The 21,794-nt window shown below is 73.3% G+C and carries 21 protein-coding genes; 11 read left to right on the forward strand and 10 right to left on the reverse strand.

The genetic code is table 11. The features are described from left to right. Positions 1–5: 5 nt before the first annotated feature. Positions 6–2,345 (reverse strand): TIM-barrel domain-containing protein, encoded by a 2,340-nt coding sequence (locus tag ACLQ20_RS10910; protein ID WP_425855266.1) that lies wholly within the window; start codon positions 2,343–2,345, stop codon positions 6–8. A gap of 160 nt (positions 2,346–2,505) precedes the next feature. Here ACLQ20_RS10910 and ACLQ20_RS10915 point away from each other — a divergent pair, with 160 nt between their 5' ends. After that, positions 2,506–4,542 carry a beta-galactosidase gene (locus tag ACLQ20_RS10915; RefSeq protein WP_425855267.1) on the forward strand — a complete coding sequence of 679 codons (2,037 nt, stop codon included), beginning with the start codon at positions 2,506–2,508 and terminating at the stop codon, positions 4,540–4,542. A 76-nt stretch (positions 4,543–4,618) separates the two neighbouring features. On the opposite strand, the gene ACLQ20_RS10920 is transcribed toward ACLQ20_RS10915, so the two are convergent. Beyond that, on the reverse strand, positions 4,619–5,269 hold the full coding sequence (locus tag ACLQ20_RS10920; RefSeq protein WP_151453162.1) for a LysE family translocator: 651 nt from the start codon (positions 5,267–5,269) through the stop codon (positions 4,619–4,621). Positions 5,270–5,386: 117 nt separating this feature from the next. Between ACLQ20_RS10920 and ACLQ20_RS10925 the strand changes: the two genes are divergently transcribed. Together ACLQ20_RS10925 and ACLQ20_RS10930 are read left to right on the forward strand one after the other, a co-directional pair. Further along, a complete protein-coding gene (locus ACLQ20_RS10925) occupies positions 5,387–5,953 on the forward strand; it encodes a GNAT family N-acetyltransferase (protein WP_151453163.1) in 567 nt (188 codons plus the stop codon). A 63-nt stretch (positions 5,954–6,016) separates the two neighbouring features. Further along, a complete protein-coding gene (locus ACLQ20_RS10930; protein WP_151453164.1) occupies positions 6,017–6,487 on the forward strand; it encodes a DUF1992 domain-containing protein in 471 nt (156 codons plus the stop codon). Between the two features lie 7 nt (positions 6,488–6,494). Here ACLQ20_RS10930 and ACLQ20_RS10935 read toward each other — a convergent pair whose 3' ends face one another. Then, positions 6,495–7,070: a maleylpyruvate isomerase N-terminal domain-containing protein gene (locus tag ACLQ20_RS10935; RefSeq protein ID WP_425855271.1), complete on the reverse strand. Its 576-nt coding sequence runs from the start codon at positions 7,068–7,070 to the stop codon at positions 6,495–6,497. 319 nt (positions 7,071–7,389) lie between these two features. Between ACLQ20_RS10935 and ACLQ20_RS10940 the strand changes: the two genes are divergently transcribed. The 3 genes from ACLQ20_RS10940 (at position 7,390) to ACLQ20_RS10950 (ending at position 9,304) form a co-directional block, all read left to right on the forward strand. Continuing rightward, entirely contained in the window at positions 7,390–8,220 is an 831-nt protein-coding gene (locus tag ACLQ20_RS10940; protein ID WP_425855274.1) for a nitroreductase/quinone reductase family protein, read from the forward strand. Between the two features lie 171 nt (positions 8,221–8,391). Continuing rightward, positions 8,392–8,832 carry a DUF6194 family protein gene (locus tag ACLQ20_RS10945; protein WP_425855275.1) on the forward strand — a complete coding sequence of 147 codons (441 nt, stop codon included), beginning with the start codon at positions 8,392–8,394 and terminating at the stop codon, positions 8,830–8,832. 106 nt (positions 8,833–8,938) lie between these two features. Beyond that, positions 8,939–9,304: a nuclear transport factor 2 family protein gene (locus ACLQ20_RS10950; RefSeq protein WP_151453168.1), complete on the forward strand. Its 366-nt coding sequence runs from the start codon at positions 8,939–8,941 to the stop codon at positions 9,302–9,304. 11 nt (positions 9,305–9,315) lie between these two features. Here ACLQ20_RS10950 and ACLQ20_RS10955 read toward each other — a convergent pair whose 3' ends face one another. The 3 genes from ACLQ20_RS10955 to ACLQ20_RS10965 form a co-directional block, all read right to left on the reverse strand. Next, a complete protein-coding gene (locus tag ACLQ20_RS10955; protein WP_425855277.1) occupies positions 9,316–10,155 on the reverse strand; it encodes a M55 family metallopeptidase in 840 nt (279 codons plus the stop codon). A 56-nt stretch (positions 10,156–10,211) separates the two neighbouring features. Continuing rightward, positions 10,212–11,162 (reverse strand): hypothetical protein, encoded by a 951-nt coding sequence (locus tag ACLQ20_RS10960; RefSeq protein ID WP_425855279.1) that lies wholly within the window; start codon positions 11,160–11,162, stop codon positions 10,212–10,214. Positions 11,163–11,244: 82 nt separating this feature from the next. Then, entirely contained in the window at positions 11,245–12,063 is an 819-nt protein-coding gene (locus ACLQ20_RS10965) for a CPBP family intramembrane glutamic endopeptidase (protein ID WP_425855281.1), read from the reverse strand. Between the two features lie 282 nt (positions 12,064–12,345). Here ACLQ20_RS10965 and ACLQ20_RS10970 point away from each other — a divergent pair, with 282 nt between their 5' ends. Next, positions 12,346–12,843: an endonuclease domain-containing protein gene (locus tag ACLQ20_RS10970; protein ID WP_425855282.1), complete on the forward strand. Its 498-nt coding sequence runs from the start codon at positions 12,346–12,348 to the stop codon at positions 12,841–12,843. A gap of 86 nt (positions 12,844–12,929) precedes the next feature. Beyond that, positions 12,930–13,412 carry an NUDIX domain-containing protein gene (locus tag ACLQ20_RS10975; protein WP_358118109.1) on the forward strand — a complete coding sequence of 161 codons (483 nt, stop codon included), beginning with the start codon at positions 12,930–12,932 and terminating at the stop codon, positions 13,410–13,412. Here ACLQ20_RS10975 and ACLQ20_RS10980 read toward each other — a convergent pair. After that, positions 13,390–15,237, reverse strand: a complete 1,848-nt coding sequence (locus tag ACLQ20_RS10980) for an ABC transporter ATP-binding protein (RefSeq protein ID WP_425855284.1) — start codon at positions 15,235–15,237, stop codon at positions 13,390–13,392. The genes ACLQ20_RS10975 and ACLQ20_RS10980 overlap by 23 nt on opposite strands. Positions 15,238–15,470: 233 nt before the next feature. Here ACLQ20_RS10980 and ACLQ20_RS10985 point away from each other — a divergent pair, with 233 nt between their 5' ends. The 3 genes from ACLQ20_RS10985 to ACLQ20_RS10995 are packed head-to-tail and all read left to right on the forward strand — an operon-like array spanning position 15,471 to position 18,443. Beyond that, entirely contained in the window at positions 15,471–16,679 is a 1,209-nt protein-coding gene (locus tag ACLQ20_RS10985) for an NAD(P)/FAD-dependent oxidoreductase (protein WP_358118113.1), read from the forward strand. A gap of 47 nt (positions 16,680–16,726) precedes the next feature. Further along, positions 16,727–17,623, forward strand: a complete 897-nt coding sequence (locus tag ACLQ20_RS10990) for an RNA polymerase sigma-70 factor (RefSeq protein WP_358118115.1) — start codon at positions 16,727–16,729, stop codon at positions 17,621–17,623. A gap of 52 nt (positions 17,624–17,675) precedes the next feature. Further along, on the forward strand, positions 17,676–18,443 hold the full coding sequence (locus ACLQ20_RS10995; protein WP_425855286.1) for an MBL fold metallo-hydrolase: 768 nt from the start codon (positions 17,676–17,678) through the stop codon (positions 18,441–18,443). A gap of 40 nt (positions 18,444–18,483) precedes the next feature. Here ACLQ20_RS10995 and ACLQ20_RS11000 read toward each other — a convergent pair whose 3' ends face one another. The 3 genes from ACLQ20_RS11000 to ACLQ20_RS11010 all read right to left on the reverse strand — a co-directional run bounded on the left by ACLQ20_RS11000 (position 18,484) and on the right by ACLQ20_RS11010 (position 21,782). Beyond that, complete coding sequence (locus ACLQ20_RS11000) at positions 18,484–19,944, reverse strand: hypothetical protein (RefSeq protein ID WP_425855288.1); 1,461 nt, start codon at positions 19,942–19,944, stop codon at positions 18,484–18,486. Between the two features lie 90 nt (positions 19,945–20,034). Continuing rightward, positions 20,035–20,715: an ABC transporter ATP-binding protein gene (locus ACLQ20_RS11005; protein WP_425855290.1), complete on the reverse strand. Its 681-nt coding sequence runs from the start codon at positions 20,713–20,715 to the stop codon at positions 20,035–20,037. Beyond that, on the reverse strand, positions 20,712–21,782 hold the full coding sequence (locus ACLQ20_RS11010; RefSeq protein ID WP_425855291.1) for an ABC transporter permease: 1,071 nt from the start codon (positions 21,780–21,782) through the stop codon (positions 20,712–20,714). Before ACLQ20_RS11010 ends, ACLQ20_RS11005 begins: the two co-directional genes overlap by 4 nt. Positions 21,783–21,794 lie beyond the last annotated feature (12 nt).

Consider the following 21,794-nt stretch of genomic DNA (forward strand, 5'->3'; position numbering starts at 1 on the left):
CGCCGTCACGCCGGGTCGGGGAACCATCCGTCGAAGGGCGCCGGGGTGACCGGCTCGCCGTTGAGCAGCAGCCGGGCCGGCAGGTCCGCACCGGCGACGCTGACGTGCGCCACCCGCAGCGGGCCGTCGGTGTCCACGCGCAGGGTGTCGCCGTCGCGTACGGCCGTCACGACCGTGTCGCCGTCGACGTCGTGCAGCACCGTACGGGCGTCGACCGCGCCCCAGCTCACCAGCGTGACGTCGGCGAACGGCCCGTCGCCGACCGTGTCGCCCGGCGCCACGACCGGGACGAGCGCGCCGTGCCGGACGTAGAGCGGCGACCGGTGCAGCGGCACGGTGACCCGTAGGCGTTGCCCGCCGCGGTGCCGCTCGCCGGTGGCGGCGTCGACCCAGTCGTCGCCGACGGGCAGGTAGACGTCGCGCCGCCCGGACGGGTCCGTGACGGGGGCGACCAGCAGGTCGGTGCCGAGGCGGTACTGCAGGTCCGTCGTCCACGCGGTCGGGTCGTCGGGGGTGTCCACCAGCAGCGCGCGCATCATCGGCGTGCCGTCGGCGGCCGACCGTACCGCCGCCGACCACAGGTAGGGCATCAGCCGGTAGCGCAGCCGCAGGGCGGCCACCGCGTCGCGTTCGGTCTCGGCGGGGAAGTCCCACGGCAGCCGGCTGGTGGTGCCGTGCAGGCGGACCAGCGGCGACAACGCGCCGAACTGGGTCCACCGGACGTACAGCTCGGGCGTCGGGGTGCCGTGGAAGCCGCCGGTGTCGTGACTCCAGAACGGCACGCCGGAGAGCCCGTGCGACAGCCCGCCGCGCAGGGTGCTGGCCAGCCCCGGCCAGGTGGCGTTGACGTCGCCGCTCCACTGTGCGCTGTGCCGCTGCCCGCCCAGGTACGACGAGCGGGCCCACACCGTGCGGTGCCCGGTCACCTCCTCGGTCACCTGCGCGACCACGTCGTTGAACAGCAGCGCGTACACGTTGTGCAGTTCGACGCCGGTCATCCCGTTGTGGGCGACGGCGTCGACGGGCACGCCCTCGGCGAAGTCGGTCTTGAAGACCGCCACCCCCTGCTCCAGCAGGGGCCGCAGCAGCCCGGTGAACCATTCGGCGGCGGCCGGGTTGGTGAGGTCCACGATGGCGCTCGCCGGGTGGCTGCCGTGCCAGACGTCGGCGACGTACGGGCTGCCGTCGGCGTGGCGCAGGAAGTAGCCGGCCTCGGCCGCCGCGGCGTAGAGCGGGCTGTCGGTCATCAGGTACGGGTTCATCCAGAGGCAGACCCGGAAGCCCTGCCGCGCGAGGCTCCGCAGCATCGCCGTCGGGTCGGGGAACGCCTCGGCGTCCCACTGCAGGTCCGACCAGCGGCCGGCGACCTGCCAGTAGCAGTCCAGGTGCAGCACGTCGCAGGGGATGCCGCGTTCGCGCAGCAGGCGGGCGCGCCCGAGTACCCGCTCCTGCGAGTCGGGGAAGAAGCCCGAGGAGACCCAGGCGCCGAACGCCCACTTCGGCGGCAGGTACGGCCGGCCGGTGAGCCGGTCGAAGCGGTCGAGCACCTGCGTCGGGGTCGGGCCGGCCAGCACGTAGTAGTCGAGCAGGTCGTCGGGGACCAGGATCTGCACGCTGCTGTGGGTGGACTGGCAGACGTCGAACTGCACCGGCAGCCCGCTGTCGACCAGCACCCCGTAGCCCCGGTCCGACAGGTAGAACGGCACGTTCTTGTGGGAGCGGTCCGACTCGCCGCCGAAGGCGTCGAAGTTCCACATCAGCGGCCGCTGGCCCCGCTTGTCCAGGGGGGTGAACTTCTCGCCGAAGCCGACGAAGCGTTCGTCGCCGGGCGCGACGAAGCTCTCGTGCCAGGCGACGGGCGCGCCGTCGACGGTGGAGCGGCCGAACGGCAGGGTGCGCCGCCGGCCGCTGATGTCGCGGGTGCCCGGGTCCTGCTCGAGCAGCAGCCGCCCGTCGGCGCCGAGGAAGCGCAGGTGCCACGGATCCAGGCCGATCTCGGCGACCACGGCGCCGGTGTCGACCCGGACGCGGGCCTCGTCGACGGTGACGGTGGCCGGGTGGGTGCCGGGGTGCACCAGCGGCAGCGCCCGCGCGGAGCGGCTGCGGGCCTGCGGATCGTCGGACAGGCGTACCCGGATCACCCCCTCGCCGGCGGCGTCGACGCGCACCACCATGCTCGCGCCGTCGGAGAGGGCGGCCTTGAACGTCACCCCGTGCGCGTCGGTCGCGACGACCTCGGCCCGACCGACGACGGCGGCCGCGTCCTCGCCGGGGCCGCGCACCGGCAGGTCGGGTGGGTCGGCCACGAAGGTCTCGTACGGGACCAACGGCGGTCGGTAGGGCATCGGCGTCTCCTCCAGGATGGTTCCGGCGGTCCCGTCAGTTTCTTTGGCTCCTCAACTAACTGTCAACGACAACCTGCACCGGATCGGCGAAGCATCGGCGTTGACAGGCGCAAACGTCGTCAATATTTTGGACGCTTCCCCAACAAACTGGCGGTGAGCGATGTGGGGTGACGGTGCGGGGCTGCGCTACGGCGGCGACTACAACCCCGAACAGTGGCCGGCCGAGGTATGGCGCGAGGACGTCGCCCTCATGCGCCGCGCCCGGGTCAACCTGGTCACCGTCGGCGTGTTCGCCTGGTCGCGACTCGAACCGGAGCCCGGCCGGTACACCTTCGACTGGCTGGACCAGGTGCTGGACCTGCTGCACGACAACAGCATCTCCGTCGCCCTCGCCACCCCGACCGCGTCGCCCCCGCCCTGGTTCTCGCTGGCCCATCCCGACGCCCTGCCGGTGACCGCCGAGGGCGTACGCCTGCACCACGGCAGCCGGGACACCTACTGCGCCGCCGCGCCCGCCTACCGGGCCGCCGCCCGGCGCATCGCCGCCGCCCTCGCCGACCGCTACGCCCACCACCCGGCCCTCGCGCTGTGGCACGTGCACAACGAGTACGGCACCACCTGCCACTGCGCGCACACCGCCCGGGAGTTCCGGCGCTGGCTGGCCGACCGGCACGGCGACCTCGACGCGCTCAACGCCGCCTGGGCCACCAGCTTCTGGAGCCAGCACTACACCGACTGGGCGCAGGTCGACACGCCCCGCGCCACGCAGTACCTGGCCAACCCGGGGCACCTGCTGGACTTCCGGCGCTTCTGGTCGGACACCCTGCTCGCCGCGTACGCCGAGCAGCGCGACCTGCTGCGGGCGGCCAACCCGGCGATCCCAATCACCACCAACCACGTCCTCGGCGACTGGGTGCCGGTCGACCACGCCCGCTGGGCCGCCGAGGTGGACCTGGTGGCGATCGACCACTACCCGGACGCCACCGACGGCGGCGCGGAGGAGCAGACCGCCCTCGCCGCCGACCTGGCCCGGGGCTGGGCGCGGCACGGCGCCGGCGACGTCGGCCGCCCGGCGCGGTGGCTGCTGATGGAGAGCGCCCCCAACCAGATCCACAGCGGCGGCCGGATGCACACCAAGGAGCCCGGCCGAATGGCCCGGCACAGCCTCTCCCACGTCGCGCGCGGCTCACGGGGGGCGATGTTCTTCCAGTGGCGGGCCCCGGCCGGCGGGGCGGAACGTTTCCACTCCGCGCTGGTGCCGCACGCCGGCCCCGATACCCGCGTGTTCCGGGAGGCCGTCGACCTCGGCGCGACGCTGGAGCGGATCTCGGAGGTCGACGGCTTGGTCGACGCCGCCGTCGCGATCGCCTGGGACGCCGCGAGCGGCTGGGCCCTGGGCCACCCGGGGATGCCGTCGCCGCGACTCGACCACCGCGACGAGGTGTCGGCGGCGCACCGGGCGCTGTGGCGTGCCGGATTCGGCACCGACATCGTGCTGCCCGGCGACCGGCTCGACGGGTACCGCCTGCTGGTGCTGCCAGCCCTCTACCTGGCCTCCGACGCCACCGCCGACTGGGTGCGCGCGTACGTCGACGGCGGCGGTCACCTGCTGGTGACGTGGCTCAGCGGGGTCGCCGACGAGCACGCCCGCGTCCGGCTCGGCGGTCACCCCGGGGCGTTCCGCGAGGTGCTGGGCGTACGGGTCGAGGAGTTCCACCCCCTCGCCGACGGCGAGACGGTACCGCTGTCCGACGCCGGGACCGGTCGCCTCTGGGCCGAGACGGTACGCCTCGCCGGCGCGGAGCCGGTGGCCTCGTACGCGGGTGGCCCGCTCGCGGGGCTGCCGGCGGTCACCCGCCACCGCAGCGGCGCCGGCACGGCCTGGTACCTGTCCACCCGACCCGACGACGCCACCTACCGTCGACTGGTGACGCAGGCGGCGCGGGCGGCCGGCGCGACACCCGTCTGCCCGGCGGCGCCGGCCGGGGTCGAGGCGGTCCGCCGCCGCACCGTCGGGGCGAGCTGGCTGTTCCTGCTCAACCACACCGACCGGCCGCAGCGGGTCCCGGCGGCCGGGGTCGACCTGCTCACCGGCGCGACGGCCGACACGGAGGTGCACCTGCCCGCCGGGGGCGCGGCTGTGCTCCGGGAGACCGGCGCCGGCCGCCCTGGCGACCCGGGTCGCCAGGGCGGCTGACCCGTCCTCGCGAACCTCCCGTCGCCGCCCGCCGCGCTGTCGGGCCGGGCTCGCTGGTCAGGGGCGGGTCTCGCGGTCAGGGCATGGCGACGGCGGCGCGGGAACGGTCGGCGGCGATCCGCACCGCCAGCCCCGCCAGCACCGTGCCCATCACGAGTCGCTGCACCCGCAGCCACAGCGGCCGGCGGGCGAAGAACCCGGCGAGCGCGCCGGCGCTGAGCACGATCAGCGCGTTCACCGTCAGCGCCACCGCGATCTGGGTCAGCCCCAGCAGCAGGCTCTGCGCCGCCACGTGGCCACGGGCCGGGTCGATGAACTGCGGCAGCAGCGACACGTAGAGAATCGCGATCTTGGGGTTCAGCAGGTTGGTGACCAGGCCCATGGTGAACAGCCGCCGGGCCGGGTCCGGCGGCAGCGGCGCCGGGGCGAACGGTGACTGCCCGCCCGGTCGCAGCGCCTGCCAGGCCAGCCACAGCAGGTACGCCGCGCCGGCCAGCTTGACCGCCGTGTAGAGGGCCGGGACCAGCACGAACACCGTGGCGATGCCGGCGACCGCAGCGGCCAGGTAGATGCCGAACCCGGCGGCGACGCCCAGCAGCGACACCAGCCCCGCCCGCCGGCCCTGCGTCACCGACCGGGACACCAGGTAGACCATGTTCGGCCCGGGGGTCAACACCATCCCCAGCGCCACCAGCGCGATGCCCACCAGTGCACCCGTACCGACCATGGTTCCCCCCGTTGCCGATGCTCGCGCCGACCCTACGCCGTACGCCGCCGCGCCGCCGACCCGTGCCGGCGTGCCGCGCGCCCCCACGGTCGACACGACGTTGGGCACACTGGGCCGATGCTGCACGCCCCCGCCACTGCGACCCTGCCGGAGCTCCTGCTGCGTCCCTGGCGCGACGACGACGCCGACGCCCTGATCGCTGCGTACCGCGACCCGGTGCTGCTGCGCTGGACCCGGGCGCCGGTGACCACGACCGCCGAGGCGCGCCGGTTCCTGGCCGCGGCACACCGGGACTGGGACGACGGCCACCGGTTCTGCTTCGCCGTGCTGGAGCAGCACCCGGTCGGCGAGACCCTGGTGGCGCAGGTGGTCCTCAAGAACGTCACCGAAGGCGGCGGGGACGCCGAGGTCGGCTACTGGACCGCCGCGCCCGCGCGGGGCAGGGGCGTCGCCCCGCACGCCCTGAGCGCGGTCACCGACTGGGCGTTCGCCCGGTTCGCCGGCCTGCGGCGGTTGGACCTGCTGCACCAGATCGACAACCCCGCGTCCTGCCGCGTCGCGGAGAAGGCCGGCTACGTCTTCCAGGAGGTGCTGCCGGCCCGCCCGCCGTTCCCCCGCGACGGTCACCGGCACGCCCACTGGGCCCGGTCAGACCGGGAATGCCCAGCCGGGTCGGGGCGCTGACGTCTTCCGTCGGCCCCGACGCGGTGGCCGCGTTACCGTGGGGTCCGGGGGAGGTGTCGGCAGGTGGACAGCTGGGAAGCGACGGTCGAGGCGCGCATCCGCGCGGCGCAGAAGCAGGGGGAGTTCGACGACCTGCCGGGCATGGGCAAGCCGATCCCCGGTCGCGGCCAGCCGTACGACGAGTCGTGGTGGATCAAGAGCTTCCTGGAGCGGGAGAAGCTCCCCACCGACCTGCTGCTGCCGACGCCGCTGCAACTGCGCCGCCGCATCGAACAGGTGCCCGACGAGGTGCGTGACCTGCCGACCGAGGAGTCCGTGCGCGCGTTCGTCGCCGACCTCAACGCCCAGATCCTCTCGTGGCTGCGTACGCCCACCGGGCCCCGGGTCGCGGTGCGCCCGGTCAACGCCGACGAGGTGGTCCGCCGCTGGCGGGACGAGCGGCAGACCACCGCCGCCGCGATCCCGGTCCCGGCCCCGGCGGCTGCGCCGCGCCGGCGGGGCTGGCGACCGCCCTGGCGCCGCCGGGTGGCGTAGCCCTCGGTCAGTCCACCGCCGCCCGCCACGACCAGGACGTGCGCCGGGGGCGGCCGGGCAGTTCACCACGGCCGGTCAGCCACCGCAGCACCTGCGGCGCGGGCCCGGCGGGCGCGTCCGGAAAGAGGCGCCGCACCACGGCGGCGCTCAGTGGCTGCGGCGGCTGCCAGGACACCCCGAGGCCGCGGGCGATGTCGTCGGTGTGCAGCAGCGTCTCCGCCACCCCCATCGCCGCGAAGCCCGCCGGGTCGCAGGGCCCGTAGTGCCAGGCCCGCGTCTCCGGCGGGGCAGCGTCGACGGCCGCCCGCAGCAGGCCGCCGCAGGCGACGACGACCCGTAGCACCTCGGCCGGGCCGGCGGCGGGGGAGACGGCCAGGTCGAACGGCAGGTAGCCGTCGTCGGGTCGCCCGCTCACCTGGCCGGCGTACGCCAGCAGGTCGTGCGCGACGTGCGCGGCGGTGGTCCAGCAGTTCCAGTCCAGCCCGCCCGCCGGCACGCCCCAGTCCCGCCCGGTGTGCGGGCCGAGGACGGCCGTCATCTCGGTCACGGCGCGGTCCACGTCGACGCCGGTCAGCTCGGGCATCTCCCGACCGTGCCACCGCGCCACCGCTGCCGCAACCAGATGACGCTTGCCAGCCGTCGTCACCCGCACTACGGTCGGATCCGTGACTGCCGGGTCGGCCATGGGCCACGAGCGGACAGGGCACCCGGCCGTCAGGTGAGCCGGGGGCGGGCCCGTGGCCCGCCGTTCCCGCGATTGCCGGTGTCGACGCCACGTCCACCGCAGCGCGCTTCCACCGTCCACGCCGGTCGTCCGGCGTATCCGCATCCTCGCCGCCACCGGTCGCCGGGCGGGCGATCCATCGTGGCCGCACATCCCTGCCCGAGCAGAGAGCAGAGCATTGCCCAACGACTTCAACCAGCAGATCATCGACGAGTTCCGCGCCAACCACGGCCGGGTCGGGGGTCCCTTCGAGGGGGGCCGGCTGATCCTGCTCACCACCACCGGGGCCCGCACCGGCGCCCCGCACACCACTCCGGTCGGCTACCTGCCCGACGGCGAACGCATCCTCGTCATCGCCTCGGCCGGGGGCGGCCCGAGACACCCGGACTGGTACCACAACCTCCTCGCCGACCCGCTCGCCACCGTCGAGGACGGGGTCTTCACCTACCAGGCCCGCGCGGTCGTGCTGGCCGGCGCCGAACGCGACGAGATCTTCGCCCGGGCCGTGGAGGCCGACCCCGGTTGGGCCGCGTACCAGGCGAAGACCGCGCGGATCATTCCCGTGGTGGCGTTGCACCAGGTGGCGGGCGGGCCGCCGGAGGCGGCGTCCTGGGGTGCGGCGCTCAAACTCGTCCACGACGCGTTCCGCCGGGAGCTGGCGCTGATCCGCGACGAGGTCGCCCGCTCAGGCCCGGGCCTGGGCGCGCAGCTGCGGGTGAACTGCCTGACCTTCTGCCACGGCCTGCACCACCACCACCGCAACGAGGACGACGGCATGTTCGCCGGCCTGGAGGGGCAACGGCCGGACCTCGCCCCGGCGCTGGCCCGGCTGCGCGAGGAGCACCAGCGCATCGCGGCCCTCGTCGAACGCCTCCAGCAGGTGGTCGGCGACCCCGACGCCGACCCCGACGAGGCCCGCCGGGAGGTCGAGCGTCTCAGCACCGAGCTGGAGGCCCATCTGACGTACGAGGAGGAGCAGCTCATTCCCGTCCTCGACGGCACCGGCTGACGGCAGGCGACTCCGTCCCGCGACCGGTCCGGGTCGCGGGACGGAGTCCGCTCCGATCGTCGTGGGTTGCCGTGCGCGACCCGGTTGTGCCCGGATTTGAGGGTTCGCCGCCCACTGGCGGCCGAAAACCGGCGTAAGCCTCAACAAGCATTTCAATGAAAAAATCGAGGCATGGACGTGGGGGACATGAAGCGGTACATCTGCGAGACCTTCGACGGGGTGAACGCCCTGGAGGCGAACGGGGACACCTTCTACATCTACGACCCCGGGCGGGACCTGCCCGCCGAGCGACAGATGCCGTTCGCGACGATCGTGACCGGTGACCACTACGACGACGCCTCCGACCTGGGCCGACCGGGTGCGTGGCGGCTCAACGTCGGGCTGGCCCGCTCGGCGTACGGGGCGCTGTTTCCGCAGGGGCACGGGCCGGACGTCGACCACTCGGTGCCGGACACCGTGCTGCCGCATCCGGTCTACGCCCCGCAGCACTGGGTGTGTGTCGTGAACCCCGGCGAGGCGAGCGTGGACACGGTGCGGCAACTGCTGGCCGAGGCGTACGACTTCGCAGCCCGCAAGCACGCCAACCACCGGTCCCGGCGGGGCTCGTCCTGAGTTTCGTGGCGGCCGGCGCGTCCCACGCACCGGCCGTCACACCCGGGGGTTAGTTTCGGCAGGTCTGCCGTCGGGCAGGCTCGCCGAGACGAGGGGACACCGCGCGATGTCGCGTAACACGCAGACCGTCGAGACCTACCTGGACGGCTTCCGGAAGAACGACCACGCGCAGATCCTGTCCTGCCTCACCGACGACATCGAGTGGACGGTCTACGGCGCCTTCCACCTGAAGGGCAAGGAGGCGTACGACGCCGCGATCGAGGGGCCGGGCTTCGTGCCGCCGCCCCGGTTGGAGGTCGTACGCATGGTGGAGCAGGGCGACACCGTGATGGCGGAGCTGGTCGGCTCGGTGCGGCGCGACACCGGCGAGGAGATGCGCATGTCGATGGCGGAGGTGTTCGTCATGCGCGACGGCAAGATCGCCGAGCGCCGCGCGTGGGTCATCGAGCTGAAGGAGAACGACCACCGCTGACGGGCGAGAGGTCAGCCGGGCTTGATCTGGCCGAGCTGCACCAGCAGCTGCACCCCCCGGTACACCTCGACCATGTCCTGGCCGGTGAACGTCACCGTACGCGCGCCGGGAGCGCGGGCGAAACCGGGCACCAGCGTCGCCTGGTCCACGGTCGTCGGGCTGTACAGGTCGACCTCGACGTCGACGGGCCCGGCGAGGGTCAGCGGCGGCACCTCGGCACGCCGTGCCACCGCCGTGGCGGCTGCCCGCCGAAGGCGCTCCTGGGCCTCACCGGGGTGCAGCGTCACCGCCGCTGCCTGGCCCAGCGCGCACTTCACCTCGACGGTCACCGCGTCGGGGACCAGGTCGCGCAGCTCGGCGCACGCGACGTCGTCACCGCTGAGCAGCACCACGGGCACGCCGAAGTGCCCCGCGACGGCGGTGTTGAGGCCGATCTCGCCCGCCGGCCGCCCGTTGAGGCGTACGTCGAGCACCGCGTCGCTCATGGTGTGGGCCAGCACCGCCGGTCCCGCACCGGCGCGCGCGTGGTACCCCACGAGCAGCAGCGCGTCGGCGCCCATCTCGAGGCCGGCGACCATGCTCAGGGGGCGGGGCCTGCCGCGGACGAGTCGCGCCCGGCGGTCGAGTTCCTCGGGCAGGACGTTGCGGAAGGGCCCGTGCGCGTCCGCCACCAGCACGTCCGCGTCAGGCTCCGCGTCGAGCACACCAAGGATGGCCGCGTTCACCTCGGCCGTCATCAGCCTGCGGGAACGCTCGTAGTCGTAGCCGCCCGGATTCGTCTCGGTCGGGTGGACGATCCCCGAGATTCCCTCCATGTCGGCCGAGATCAGCACCGTGGGTTCCGTCGTCATCACCTCACCGTACCGACGCCGATCGGGCCGCAGGGGGCACCGCGAGCGCGCTGCGGTCAGCTCTGCTGGTAGTTCACCGCCGCGACGCCGCAGGGCGCGTGCAGGTGCAGGTAGTAGGCGCCCTCGCCGAAGTCCACGTCGGCTCCGCCGACCAGGCCGAGATAGTCCATCGGCTGGCGGCAGGCGGGGCAGTCGATGTGCTCGGCGTCCTGGATCCAGTCGGGATGGCCGCCCAGGGTGGAGCCGCCCTCGTGCCACGCGCTGGCCTCGAACGGCGTGGCCCGGCGGGGGCCGACGGCGGGAAGCACGGCCGGCGGGTCCGCCGGCTCGGTGGTGGCCGGCGCCCAATCCGGGCGGCTGTTGCCCGTCCACCAGACGGCGTCGCCGTCGGTCGTGACCTGGCAGTACAGCGTGGTGTAGCAGGCGCAGAGGTGGCAGGTCACGATTCTCAGCCGGCCGGCCCAGCCGGTGTGGGCCAGGACATCGCCCACCTCGGGGGCGTCGGTGTCGAGGTCGGCGATGGTCCACAGCGGGGAGGCGCACCACGGACAGGTGGGGTCGCCGGCGGGCCGTGGCACCTCGTTCATGACCAATCGGTACGCCGAGGGTGCGCACAGCTCCCGGCGGCTGCCGTCGGGAGCGACCGTCCAACCGGCCTGGTGGGCGTAGGCCAGCGCCCCGACGTGCAGTTTGTCGAAACCGGCCGGCGGCTGCTCCTGCCATCGCCGCAGGGCCTGCTCGGCGCGTGGGTCGCCGGAGTGCGCGAGGATGAGCAGCAGATGGTTGAGCCGGAGGGGGGACTGGCCAGCGTCGACGTCGTCGACGATCCGGCCAACCACGTCTCCGGTCGCGCCGCGATACAAGGTCGGCGGCCACAGTACGCCCGCGTCGAGCAGCAGGCTCAGGTGTCCGGCGAGGCGTGCCGGCTCGGCGGCGGCGATCTCGATCAGTTCCTCGAGCGCGGCGTCGTCGCCGGCTCCGGCCGCCCGGACCAGTTCCTCGATCATGGCAGCATGGTAGCCAGGGGGTACGTCGACCAGGCGTGGCGGCGTGCTTCAGGGGCGGCGTCCCACACCGCGTGGTGCCTGTTCAGGCGTTGATCGTCGGCTTGGCGGTCGCGTTGCCGCGGATGAAGAACATCGCGACGACGGCGAACAGCATGAACCCGATCGTGGCGAGACCCGTGAGCGCCGACCAGCCGTCCGTTCCGCCGGCGTTGACGGCCTGGTCGATGCCACCGCTGGACAGGATCGTCGTCGGGTCGGTGATGCCGTGCAGGATGATGGCGGCCCAGATCGTGCCGGTCACGCGCATGACCAGGTACATGCAGATGCCGAAGCCGAAGGTGTAGACGATCGTGCTCGCGACGGTCGAGAGCCGCATGCCGGAGAGCAGGTTGACCGAGTGCATGAGGGCGAACAGCAGAGACGACACGATCGCGACGAACCGTTCGCCGTGTCCGGCGTCGCGCAACATCTTGACGGCGAGTCCGCGGGTGGCCAGCTCTTCCGCGACGCCGACGCACAGACCGAGAAGAGCGACCAGCGCGATCTGCTGACCGCTCCAGTTGCTCCAGTTGGTGGCCCCGACATGGCCGACGACCGCGAGGAGCGCCAGCACCGGCCCGATCCACATCCAGCCACGGCCGCGGATCGGTTGAGGTCCGAAGATGGCCCGGAGCCAGCCCACCCGCCAGGCGAAGGCGATGAGGGCGGCCGCGCCGATCGCGATGGGCAGCACCAGGGCGAGGAAGATGCTGGCCGGGTCGGCGAGCACGTTGTCCTTGTCGATGTCGTCACCGGCCACCACGCCGACCAGCTGTCCGACGGCAAGGAAGAAGACGAGGTAGGCCCCGACCAGCAGGAACGCCTTCCACGTCGCTGGTCGGTTCCAGAAGGTGGCGGTCACGATCGGAGTCTGTCAGAGCGTTGTTGCTGCGGGGAATGACTCATGACACTGGTCAGCGGGGTTTGACCGCGGTCCGGGCGCTCGGTTCCAGTTGCGCTGCGTGAGCCGACCCGTCTGAACGCCCTGCCTCAACTCAGCTGGAACGGGACGGGCACCCCTCCTCGTGGATTATCGGATTATCGGTAACGATAAACCAGTAAAGAGTCGTCGCGAAGGGGGCAAATCGGACGCACATCATAATGACTGTTCTTGGGTAACAAGAATATGGAGTATTGTTGTTACGTGTCCAAGGTGTGTAATCGGTGCGAGAAGACCCGACCGCTCGAGAGCTTCATGAAGGCCGGCCGAGAGTTGGTCGCGTGCGCCTCGTGCCGCGAGTACGCCCGCGCCAACAACCACAAGAACCGCAGAGCCAATCCGGACAAGATCCGAGCCGACAACCTCTGGTCCTTCTACCGGATCAGGCCGCAGGAGTACGACGCGCGGCGTGTGGCTCAGGACTACCGGTGCGCCATCTGCGGTCGCCATGAGAGCGAACTGAAGGTCAGGTCCAGAGGCCGGCCACGGCTTGACGGGACACCGAACTCCGAGCCGTTTCGCCTCGTCGTGGACCACTGCCACAACTCCCGGCAAGTACGCGGTCTACTCTGCGGTGAGTGCAATATCGGCCTCGGCGCGTTCCAGGACTCGCCCGAGGCGCTGATGGCGGCGGCCCGCTACCTCCTGGCACGGGAGGACGCACCGCTCGTGCCGCAATCGAGGCCTGCGACAGAAGCGTGATCTGGCGCGAGGGTGATCGAGGTTGATCTGACGATGCTCTGGCCGTGGGTCGGGGATGGGCGTCGTCGTTTCGGAAGGGGAGCTAAGTGGTCGCGCAACGGCTGCGGGTCGCCGCGTACGGCGTGTGTCTGCGGGACGGACATCTGCTGCTTGCCCGGTACGTGTCGCCCGACGGGTCCCAGCGACACTGGACGCTGCCGGGTGGGAGGGTCGAGCACGGCGAGGATCCGTTCGACGCGGTCGTCCGCGAGGCGGCCGAGGAGACGGGCTACGAGGTCCAGGTCGAGCGGTTGCTCGGTGTGGACTCGCGGGCGAGGTACGTCGAGTGGGGCGGCCCCGACGGCGCGGAGCTGCACAGCGTGGGCGTCTTCTATGACGTACGCGTCACCGGCGGCGAGCTTCGTGACGAGACGGGCGGTTCGACCGACCTGGCGCGGTGGATCCCGATGCCGCGGGTGGGTGCCCTGGAGCGGTCCGTCGTCATCGACGTCGGGCTCGAGTTGCACCGCCGGGCGCCGCTGACCGGGCACGTGGAGCCGATCGAGGTCACCGGACCGCTGCGGCACTGACCGCGGCCGTGCCGAGGAATCCGCCGGACTGCCGCGACCACAGGTCCGCGTAGAGCCCGCCGCGTTCCAGCAGCTGCGCGTGGGTGCCCTGCTCGGCGATCCGGCCGGCGTCGAGGACCACGATCCGGTCCATGCGGGCGATGGTGGAGAGTCGGTGGGCGATCGCGATCACCGTACGGCCGGTCATCACCTCGCTGAGCGTGCCGTGGATGGCGGCCTCCGCCTCGGAGTCGAGCGCGGACGTGGCCTCGTCCAGGACCAGGATCGGCGCGTCCCGGTAGAACGCGCGGGCCAGCGCGATCCGCTGCCGCTGGCCACCGGACAGGCGCACGCCCCGTTCGCCGACATGCGCGTCCAGGCCGGTCCGACCGTCCGGGTCCCTCAGCGTGGCGACGAACCGGTCGGCGGACGCCCGGCGTACCGCTGCTTCGACCCGTGCGTCCTCGGCGTCGGGGCCGGCGATGTTCTCCCGGACCGAGCGGTGCAGCAGGGTGGCCTCCTGGGCGACCATGGCGATCTGGCCGCGCAGGCTCTCCTGCGTCACGTCCGTGATGTCGGTGCCGTCGATCATGATCGTGCCGGACTCCGCGTCGTGGAACCGCAGCAGCAGTCCGACCAGCGTGGACTTGCCCGCACCCGACCTGCCGACGATGCCGACGCGCTCACCGGCGGCGACGTCGAGGCTGAGCCGGTCGAGCCCGCCCCCGCCACGGCCGTAGTGGTGGCTGACCTGCGTGAAGGTGATGGCTCCACCCCGTACCCGTAGATGGGTCGCCTGGGGTTTGTCCGCGACCGCGAGCGGTTGCGCGACGGTCCGCAGGGCCCGCCGGAGCGCGCCGACCGACCTGAACAGCGACGACACCGCGTCCAGGAGCCACTCCGCCATCGCGGTGATCCGGAAACTGAGCGCCAGCGCGGCCGCGACGAGACCCAGGGGCGCGGCATCGGTACGCCAGAGCGCGATCCCGTATCCGACCAGTCCGACGAGCAGCGCGCTGCTCAGCGCCATCATGGTGCCGTTGATCGTCACCTCGACCCGCTGCAGGTCCAGGTGTGCGCGCCTGGACAGCGCGAACACCCGGCGGTCGTGTGCGGTGCGGCTGTCCTGGCCGCCGAGCAGCGCGAGCGTGTCGACGTTGCCGTACGAGTCGACGAGCAGGCCGGTCAGCGCGGACTCCGCGTCCTGCAGGCGCTCCGACGCGCGCCGGTAGCGCGGCACGATCCACCGCATGAGCAGCGCGTACGCCAGTATCCAGGCCCCCAGTGGGAGCAGCAGGCGCACGTCGATCGTGGACATCAGCCACACCGAGCCGGCGATGTAGGCGATCACGAACACCAGCGTGTGGACGACCGAGTACGCGGCGGTGCTGGCGGCATCGCCGCCGTCGCGTACCAGGGTGGCGATGCGTCCGGCGAGATCGGCGCGGAACCAGCCGACGGACTGCCGGGACACGTGCCGGTGTGCCCGCCAGCGGGCTAGCGGGCGGGCGTTGGCGCGGAACGCGATGTCGTCCAGCGCCTCGCCGATGACGTGGATCAGCGGCCTGACCAGCAGCACGAACACGGCGACGGTGAGCAACCCGGTGCCGTGGTCGGCCCAGAGCCGGTCCGGGCTCGCGGCGGCGAGCGTGTCGACGAGGCGTCCGGCGTACCCGATGAGCCACACCTCGATCGCGGCGGCCAGCACGGTGGTGGCGACGGCCGCCGTCACGACCGGTCGTAGCGGTCGGAACTCCTCCAGGAGGAACCGCCGGGCGCCGGCGGCCGGGGTGCGGTCGTCGCCGGTCGGGAAGGGATCAACAGGGTTTTCGAACAGACCGAACACGAAGTGCCTTTCCGGCGGTGGAGACGGACAGGGAACCGGGGAAACCGCCGGACGTCCTCATGATCGATCTCCGCTTCGTGTCGGTGGGTGTCCTCGCGAGGCTAGGCGACATCGCGGCGCGCCACCTTCCTTTTTCGCGCCCGGGGCCCGGGCAGTGATCTGGCCCACGCATGTCACAACGGTCGGTCACGCGGTGTCTTGAGACCGAAGGCCCAGGAAACGGAGGAGACACCATGAACGGGAACACCGATGTGATCGTGATCGGCGGCGGGTACGCGGGCGTCATGGCGGCCAATCGCCTGACCCGGCGCGACGACGTGACAGTGACCCTGATCAACCCGCGGCCGACCTTCGTCGAGCGGATCCGCCTGCACCAGTTGGTGGGTGGGACCGACGACGCGGTCGTCGACTACCGGGACGTCCTGGCCGGGCGCGTGCGGCTGGTCGTCGACAGCGTGACCCGGATCGACGCTGCGGAGCGCCGCGTGACGCTGGCGACGGGCGGCACGGTCGGCTACGACTACCTGGTCTACGCGGTGGGCAGCGGCAGCGCCGCCCCGGACGTGCCCGGGGCGGCCGAGTTCGCCTACCCGGTGGCGAGCCTGGAGGAGGCCCAGCGGTTGCGGCCCGTCCTCGCCGCCGCTCCCGCCGGGGCCCCGGTGACGGTGGTCGGCGGGGGCCCGACCGGCATCGAGACCGCCGCCGAGCTGGCGGAGGCGGGGCGCGCCGTGACCCTGGTCTGCGGTGAGGTGCTCGGTCCGTACCTGCATCCGCGGGTCCGGCGCTCGGTGGCCGCGAGGCTCGCCCGGCTCGGAGTGACCGTGCTCGACGGACCCGACGCGACGGTGACGGCCGTCGCCGGCGATGCCGTGCGGCTCGGTGGCGGTCGCCGGCTGCCGAGCGCGGTGACCATCTGGACCGCCGGATTCGGCGTGCCGGACCTGGCCGGCCGCAGCGGGCTGAGCACCGACGCGTCGGGCCGGCTGCTCACGGACGAGACGTTGACGAGCGTGGACGACGTGCGCATCGTGGCGGCCGGGGACTCGGCGGCGCCGTCGGACCTGCCGTTCCGGATGAGTTGCCAGGCCGCGATGCAGCTCGGCCCGCAGGCCGCCGAGACGGTGCTCAGCCGGCTCGCGGGTGAGCAGCCCGCGCCGGTCCACGTGGGGTTCGCCGGCCAGTGCGTCAGCCTGGGGCGTCGCGCCGGCCTGTTCCAGTTCTCCCGCCGGAACGACACCGCGGTGCGACTGCACCTCGGCGGCCGCCCGGCCGCGAAGCTCAAGGAACTCGTCTGCAGGAGCATCATCTGGCAGTTGGCGTACGAGGCACGCAGACCCGGTTCGCTCGCCCTGCGGATCAAGGACGACACGCGCCAGCAGTTGCTGCGGGCCAGGCGCGTCGAGGCGACGGCCACCACCGCACGGGCGGCCCGGCCGTCATGAGAGCCCTCGACCACCGGGGGCCGACCGCGAAGGAGCGCAGGGGGGACATGAGCGACCACGGCACCGACGCGGCGACGGAGACCTTCGTCGCCCACCGCAACCTGCTCTTCACCGTCGCGTACGAGATGCTCGGATCGGCGGCCGACGCCGAGGACGTCCTGCAGGAGACCTGGCTGCGGTGGGTCAGGGTCGACATGGACCGGGTACGCGACCGGCGCGCCTACCTGGTCCGGATCACGACCCGGCAGTCGCTCAACCGGCTGCGCGCGATGAAGCGCCGCAGGGAGGCGTACGTCGGCCCGTGGCTGCCCGAGCCGCTGCTCACCGCGCCGGACGTGGCCCTGGACGTCGAGCTCGCCGAGAGCGTGTCGATGGCGTTGATGCTCGTCCTGGAGACGCTGTCGCCGACCGAGCGCGCCGTGTTCGTGCTGCGGGAGGCGTTCGAGGTCGGCTACGACGAGATCGCCGCCGCCGTCGGCAGGAGCCCCGCCGCCGTCCGGCAGATCGCGCACCGCGCCCGCGAGCACGTCGACGCCCGCCGCCCCCGTCGGGTGGTCTCGCCGAGCGAGGCCCGGGCGGCGCTGGAGTCGTTCCGACACGCGATCGAGACCAGGGACCTGCGGGGCCTGCTCGACGTGCTCGCCCCCGAGGTCGTCCTGGTCAGCGACGGCGGCGGTGTCATGCAGGCCGCGTTGCGGCCGGTCACGGGCGCGGAGAAGGTGGCCCGGATGTTCTTCGGTGGTCTGAGCAGGCTCGACGGCGTGCTCACCGGCGGGCCGACCGTGGTCAACGGCAACCCGGCACTGCTCGTACGCCTCGACGGCGAGATCGACGGCGTGCTGGCGCTGCGTGTCGAGGACGCACGGATCACCGGCCTCTACTATGTCCGCAACCCGCAGAAGCTGACTCGCATCGGGTCGGAGACCCCGCTCACCCTGCGATGAACGGTCGATTACGGTTCCTCACGGCAGAGCCATCCCCCGACCGTGAGGAACCGTGGTGACCGACACCAGCACGACGACCGTCCCCGTCCGCGTCTTCGGCGGCCCGACCGCCCTCATCGAGTACGGCGGCCTCAGGTTCCTGACCGACCCGACCTTCGACGCCCCCGGCGACTACCCGCTGGGTCCCGGCATGGTCCTGACCAAGACGGCCCCCGCCGCCGCCGGCGCGGCCGACCTCGGCCCCGTCGACGCGGTGCTGCTCTCCCACGACCAGCACCCCGACAACCTCGACCACGCCGGTCGAGCCCTGCTGGCCGACGTCGCCCTGACCGTGACGACTCCCAGCGGCGCGGGTCGTCTCGGCGGCACCGCCCGGGGCCTGGCGCCGTGGGAGTCCGTCGAGCTGGAGCGCCCCGGCGGGGGCACCGTGACCGTGACGGGCGTGCCCGCCCGGCACGGTCCGGAGGGCTGCGAGCCGCTCACCGGCGAGGTCGTCGGGTTCGTCCTGACCGCCGCCGACCTGCCCACGGTCTACGTTAGCGGCGACAACGCCTCGCTGGACCTGGTCCGGCAGATCGCCGAGCGCTTCGGGCCGGTCGACACCGCCGTGCTGTTCGCCGGGGCCGTGCGTACCCCCATGTTCGACGGCGCGCTGCTCACCCTCGACAGCGCCCAGGCCGCCGAGGCCGCCCGCATCCTGGGCGCGCGGCGGGTCGTGCCGGTGCACGTGGACAGCTGGGCCCACTTCACCGAGGGGCGCGACGACGTGGTCGCCGCGTTCACCCGGGCCGACCTGGCCGACCGTCTCCAGCTCGGCTGAGCTCAGCGGCCGCCGGGGAGCCGTCGGCGGTCGGGGCAGGTCAGGTCCGCGCGCCGCCGAGTCCGAGCAGGACGGCGAGGCCCAGGGCGCTGCGCGGGGCGTACGGCACCCGCCACAGTCCGCCGTGCGCGGCGCCGTACGCCTCGTCCTGCCACGGGTGCGGCAGCGCCGGAGCGCCCGTACGCAGGTGGTGCACCAGGAGCGCGGCCATCAGTGTGTTGCTGGTGGCCGGGTCGAACACCTCGATGCCGAAGCGGTGCGCACCGGCGTACGCGGCGGCCAGCGCCCGATTGCGCAGCACCGAGCGGGTGCGGGTGGGCGGGGCGACGGTGAACGACACGGTCGCCCCGCCGTCGCGGGCCACCGTGGCCCGCCACCGTTGCAGGCGTTTCGCCAGCGCGTAGTTGGGCCCTTGCTGGGGGACAAGGCTGTCGTTGACGCCCGGGTCGACGCCCGGCGGGTAGTTGCGGTGCAGGAGCCTGCCGCCGGAGGCGACCCGCAACGACCGGCGGACGACGCCGCGCGCCGCGTAGCCGCGTTCGGCGTGGTGCACCGCGTCGCCGGGGACGGCGAAGACGTCGGTGGGGGTGGCCAGGAACGCGAGCGCCACGTCGTCGCGGCGGTCCTGCAACCGGAGGGTGAGCGCGTCGACCGCCGTGGCGACCCGGACGTTGGTCGCGCCGTCGGCGTAGACGTAGTTGCCCAGCACGAGCCGGCCGTCGACGCCGAGCAGCCAGTCGGCCACCTGCGGAAGGTTGTGCAGCAGGTCGGCGCCGGCCCGGGCGGCCAACGCGCCGTCGTCGGGGTCGGTGCCGGCCGGGACGGGCAGGTGCAGCCGGCCGCCGCCACGGCGCGTCGTGTCCAGCAGACGCCGCCAGATCTCCGGGCGCGGCAGGTCGACCGCGACGACGTCGCCGCCCCAGCGCAGCACGGACGGCAGCGGGCCCATCTCCGCGCCCGCGCCGAGCACCACGATGCGCTGGTCGCGCAGGTCGAGCCAGTCCGGGTTGGCCATGACGGCGCGTACCGCCTCGGCGCAGGAGGGCTCGACGACGCCGGCGGTCACCCACGCGTCGAGCCGGCGGCGCAGCTCGTCGCCGCGCAGCCGCCGGCCCCGGTACGGCAGGAAGAACTCGCGGTCGACCTCGCCGGTGCCGGCGACCGTCGCCGTGTGCAGCGGCGCGACCTCGGTGGGCGCGTCGAACACCTCGCCGAGGCCGGTCTCGGTGCCGTCGGCGCGCACCACGGCCATCCGGCGGTGCAGCGAGGCGAGCCCGTCCCGGGCGATCGTCACCGCGGCCTCGCGGGAGAGCAGTCCGGCCTCGACGAGCCGCCGGAAGTGCCCGAGGTAACCGTGGCGCCAGTTCGTCTCGTGTTCCGCCGAGCGCGCGCCGACCGGATCGACGGCGCGCAGGGCGTCGGCGACGACCGCCCGCCCGAGCGCGGACGTACTGCGTCCCGCGTCGGTCTTCGGGAACACCACCCCGGTCGGACCCTCCACGCGCAACCGCCCTTCCTCGCTCGCCGGCCAACGGTGTCACTCTGCCGCACCGGGGGCCGCCGCGCAGCGCCGGACCTGCGGAGCGGGCGCTCAGGCCGGGGTCGGCAGGCGCAGCCGGCCGTCGATCATCTCGGCGACCGCGTCGACGCGGTGCAGGTGCTCCCGGTCGTGGGTGACCAGGACGGTGGCGGTGCCGCGCTGGCGGGTGAGGTCGGTGACCAGCTCGACGATCGCGGCGCCGCGCTCGTGGTCCAGCGCGCTGGTGGGTTCGTCGACCAGCAGCACCGCGGGATCGTTCATGAGGGCGCGGGCGATGTTGACCCGCTGGCGCTGCCCGCCGGAGAGCTGGTGCGGGCGACGGGCGGCCTGACCGGTGAGCCCCACCGCCGCCAGCAGTTCGGCGGCGCGGGCGCGGCCGGCGCGGCGGGAACCGCCAGCGAGATGGGCGATCACCTGCAACTGTTCGGCGGCGGTCAGCGAGGCGATGAGGTTGGGTTGCTGGAAGACGATTCCGATCTTCTCCCGCCGCAGCGCGGCAGTGCCCGCGCGGCCGAGCCCCGAGGTGTCGGTGCCGGCGACGAGCACCGTTCCCGAGTCGGGGGTGATCAGGGTGGCGGCCACCGCCAGCAGGCTCGACTTGCCGGAGCCGGAGGGGCCGATGACGGCGGTGGTGCTGCCCGCCGGCACGCACAGGCTGACCCGGTCGAGCGCGGTCAGCCGGGCGTCGCCGTCGGGGTAGGTCAGCGTGACGTCGGCGAGTGCGAGGCTCATCGGGCGCTCCCCAGGGCGATCAGCGGGTCGACGGAGGTGATGCGGCGGATGGACAGGGCGCCGCCGGCCGCACCGAGCGCGATCGTCACGGCGGCCGGGAACAGCACCGATTCGGCGGTGAGCGCGAACGGCACCGTGCCGGCCGCCGCGGCGCCGAGCGCGACCGCGAGCGCGGTGCCGGCGGCGGTGCCGGCGAGCAGCAGCACCAGGGCCTGCCCGAGAGCGTCGCGCAGCAGGTGGCCGGTGGTGGCGCCGAGCGCCTTCAGCACGGCGACGTCGGGGGCGCGCTGGATGGTCCACACGGTGAAGAACGCGCCGACGACCAGGGCGGAGATCCCGAACAGCATCCCGCGCATCAGTTGCAGCGACCCGTTCTCGGCGGTGTAGGAGCCGATCGCGGACAGCGCCTGCGTGCGGGTGACCGTACGGGTGCGCAGGTGTCGGTCGGCGGCGGCCAGGTCGGCGTCGCGGGTGGTGCGCAGCGCGACGACCGTCGCGGCGTCACCGTTGGCGCCGGGGGCCAGGGCCTGCCAGTCGTGCAGGTCGGTCCAGATCACCGGGGTGTGGCTGTGGGAGGCGTCGCCAGCCACCGCGTCGACGGTGAGGCGGTGTGTGCCGACGGACACGGTCTGTCCGGGCCGGGCGTGCAGCGCGTCGGCCGCGCCCCGCGACAGCACGGCCCGTCCGGTCGCGAGGGTGGCGGGTGCCAGGCCCGAGCCGGGCGGGACGCCGAACACGGACAGCGCGGCGCTGCGCTCGCCCGCGTCGACGCGGGCGGTGGCGATTCCCAGCGGCGCGGCGGCGCTCACCCCCGGGATGTCCTGCCAGCGCAGCCACTGCTCGCGGCTGACGGTGGATTCGGTGAACGAGAGCTTCTGCCCGTCGGCCGGGGCGGAGAACACCAGGTGGTCGGCGGGCAGGTCGCTGATCGCCGAGGTGCTGCCGCGTCCCAGGCCGGCGGTCAGCCCGGACAGCAGGACCACCAGCAGCGTCATCAGCGTCACGACCGTTCCCATCAGGGCGAAGCGGCCCTTGGCGAACCGTAGATCTCTCCACGCGACGAACACGATCGCATCAGC

Origin of the sequence: Micromonospora sp. DT46, from assembly GCF_049841735.1 — a bacterium.
Taxonomy (GTDB): Bacteria; Actinomycetota; Actinomycetes; order Mycobacteriales; family Micromonosporaceae; genus Micromonospora; species Micromonospora reichwaldensis.